Annotated in this window: 3 protein-coding genes; all 3 read left to right on the forward strand. The window is 76.8% G+C overall.

The genetic code is table 11. The features are described 5' to 3' along the window. Positions 1 to 647 precede the first annotated feature (647 nt). Positions 648 to 1,556, forward strand: coding sequence for a beta-ketoacyl reductase (locus B1205_RS33260; RefSeq protein ID WP_441338436.1), 909 nt, complete (start codon positions 648 to 650; stop codon positions 1,554 to 1,556). After that, the gene (locus B1205_RS30640; RefSeq protein WP_176308386.1) at positions 1,465 to 1,905 is read left to right on the forward strand and encodes an acyl carrier protein; all 441 of its coding nucleotides are present in this window, start codon (positions 1,465 to 1,467) and stop codon (positions 1,903 to 1,905) included. The genes B1205_RS33260 and B1205_RS30640 overlap by 92 nt, the downstream gene beginning before the upstream one ends. A 25-nt stretch (positions 1,906 to 1,930) precedes the next feature. Beyond that, the coding region (locus tag B1205_RS30645; protein WP_303394891.1) for a beta-ketoacyl synthase N-terminal-like domain-containing protein at positions 1,931 to 2,983 on the forward strand (1,053 nt) is incomplete at its 3' end.

The raw sequence follows: 2,983 nt of genomic DNA on the forward strand, positions 1-2,983 counted from the left end.
CCGGGTCGGACCGCTGGCTGGTGCTGGTGCCCGCCGACCGGGCCGCCGAACCGGGCCTCACCGCCCTGGCGCGCGCGTTCGACCCGGCCGCCACCACCGTGCCGGTCGACACCGCCGCCGACCCCGACGAACTGGCCACCCGGCTGGCCGAGCTGGTCGCCGCCGCGACCGCCGACCGGCCACCGCACCTGCTGTCGCTGCTCGGGCTGGACGAGAACCCGCACGCCGAGCACCCGACGCTGCCGCGCGGACTGGCCGCCACCGTTCAGCTCCTCCAGGCGCTGACCGACCTCGACGCGCCGGCCCGGCTCTGGTGCGCCACCCGGGGCGCCGTCGGCGTCGGCGACGGCGACGCCCCCACCAGCGACCGGCAGGCGGCGCTCTGGGGACTCGGCCGGGTCGCCGCGCTGGAACAGCCCGGCCGCTGGGCCGGCCTGGTCGACCTGCCCGCCGACCTCGACGACGACACCGCCGGCCGGCTCGCCGCGCTGCTCACCACCACCACCACCGAGGACCAGCTCGCGCTGCGCGGCACCGGAACGTACGCCCGGCGGCTCGCCACCGCCGCCACCGAGGGTGAGCCCACGCCGTGGCAGCCGCGCGGCACCGTCCTGATCACCGGCGGCACCGGCGCCCTCGGCAGGCATGTGGCCCGCTGGGCGGCCGACGCCGGCGCCGAACGGATCGTGCTGACCAGCCGGCGCGGCGCCGACACCCCCGGCGCCGACGCGCTGCTGGCCGACCTGGCCGCGTCCGGCGTCGAGTGCCGGGTGGCCCGCGGCGACGCCGCCGACCGGGCGGCCATGACCGACCTGATCGCCGAGCTGCGCCGGGACGGGCCGCCGCTGCGCGCGGTGGTGCACGCCGCCGGGGTCAGCGAGGTGGTGCCGCTGGCCGACACCACGCTGGAAGACCTGGCGTACGTCATCGGCCCGAAGCTGGCCGGCGCGGAACTGCTCGACGAACTGCTCGACGGCGTCGACCTGGACGCGTTCGTGCTCTTCTCCTCGATCGCCGCCACCTGGGGCAGCGGCGGTCAGGGCGCGTACGCGGCCGGCAACGCCGCCCTGGACGCGCTCGCCGAACGGCGGCGGGCCCGTGGGCTGCCCGCCACCTCGGTGGCCTGGGGGCCGTGGACCGAGTCCGGCATGTTCGACGAGAACGCGCCGGAGCAGCTTCGCCGCCGTGGCCTGCGGGTGCTGCCGCCCGGCCCGGCGATGGCCGGGCTGCGGCACGCGCTCGCCGCCGGTGACACCTGCGTCACCATCGCCGACGTCGACTGGACCACGTTCCACCCGCTGTTCACCGCGCTGCGGCCCAGCCCGCTGCTGGCCGACCTGCCGGCGGTGCGGGCGCTCGCCGTCGCCGGGCCGGCCGCGACCGCCGAGCCGCAGGACCGGGACCGGCTCCCCCNAGGAACGGCGTGCGGCGCTGCTGGAACTGGTCCGCACCGACGCGGCCAAGGTGCTCGGGCACCCCTCGGTCGACGCGGTCGACCCGGAACGGGGCTTCCTCGACCTCGGCTTCGACTCGCTCACCGCGGTGGAGCTGCGTAACCTGCTCACCGCCGCGACCGGTCGGGACCTGTCCACCACCGTCGTCTTCGACTATCCGACGCCGTCCGGTCTCGCCGACCACCTGGCCGCCGAGCTGTTCCCCGACGACGGACCGGACGGCGGCGACGTGGCCGGCGGCGCCGACGAGGAGACCGTCCGCCGGGTGCTCGCGGCGATCCCGCTGGACCGGCTGCGGGAGGCGGGCCTGCTCGACCAACTGCTCCGCCTCGGCCACGACACCGCCGCGCCGCCGTCCGCCACCGCGACGCCGGACACGCCGGTGGCGGAGATCCGCGACCTCGACGTCGCCGGGCTGGTCCGGATGGCCCTCGAAGGATCCGACTCGTGACCCGGCCGGCCGCAGGGAGGGCCCGATGAGCGTCTCACTGGACGAGGTGGTCGGCGCGCTGCGCGCGTCCCTGCTCGACAACCAGAAGCTCAAGCAGCAGAACCAGCAGCTCACCGACCGGCTCACCGAACCGGTGGCGATCATCGGGATGAGCTGTCGGTTCCCCGGCGGCGTCCGCTCGCCCGAGCAGCTCTGGGAGCTGGTCGACGCGGGCCGCGACGCGATGGCGCCGTTTCCCGCCGACCGGGGCTGGGACCTCGACGCGCTCTACGACACCGACCCGGCCAGCCGGGGCACCTCCTACGTCCGCGACGGCGGTTTCCTGCCCGAGGCCGGGGACTTCGACCCGGCGTTCTTCGGCATCAGCCCGCGCGAGGCCCTGGCGATGGACCCGCAGCAGCGGCTGCNCGCCTGGGAGGCGTTCGAGTCCGCCGGGGTCGACCCCACCGCCCTGCGCGGCGCACCCACCGGCGTGTACGCGGCCACCAGCAGCCAGGGCGACTACGCCGCGCTGCTCACCGGCGTCGGCGGCGGCGTCGAGGGCTACCTCGGCACCGGCAGCGCCGCGGCCGTGGCCAGCGGCCGGATCTCGTACGCGCTGGGCCTGGAGGGACCGGCCGTCACCGTGGACACCGCCTGTTCCTCGTCGCTGGTCGCGCTGCACCTGGCCTGCCAGGCGCTGCGGCTGGGCGAGTGCACGCTAGCGCTGGCCGGCGGCGTGTCCGTGATGGCCACCCCGACCGTGTTCGTGGAGTTCTCCCGCCAGCGGGGCCTGTCCACCGACGGCCGCTGCAAGTCCTTCGCCGCCGCCGCCGACGGCACCGGCTGGTCCGAGGGCGTGGGGATGCTGCTGGTCGAACGGCTCAGCGACGCCCGCCGCCACGGCCACCCGGTGCTCGCCGTGGTGCGCGGCACCGCCGTCAACCAGGACGGCGCGAGCAGCGGGCTCACCGCGCCGAACGGGCCCGCCCAGCGCAAGGTCATCCGCGCCGCGCTGACCAACGCCGGGCTCACCGCCGCCGACGTGGACGTGGTGGAGGCGCACGGCACCGGCACCCGCCTCGGTGACCCGATCGAG

Source organism: Micromonospora sp. NBS 11-29, from assembly GCF_002140155.1.
Taxonomy (GTDB): Bacteria; Actinomycetota; Actinomycetes; order Mycobacteriales; family Micromonosporaceae; genus Micromonospora.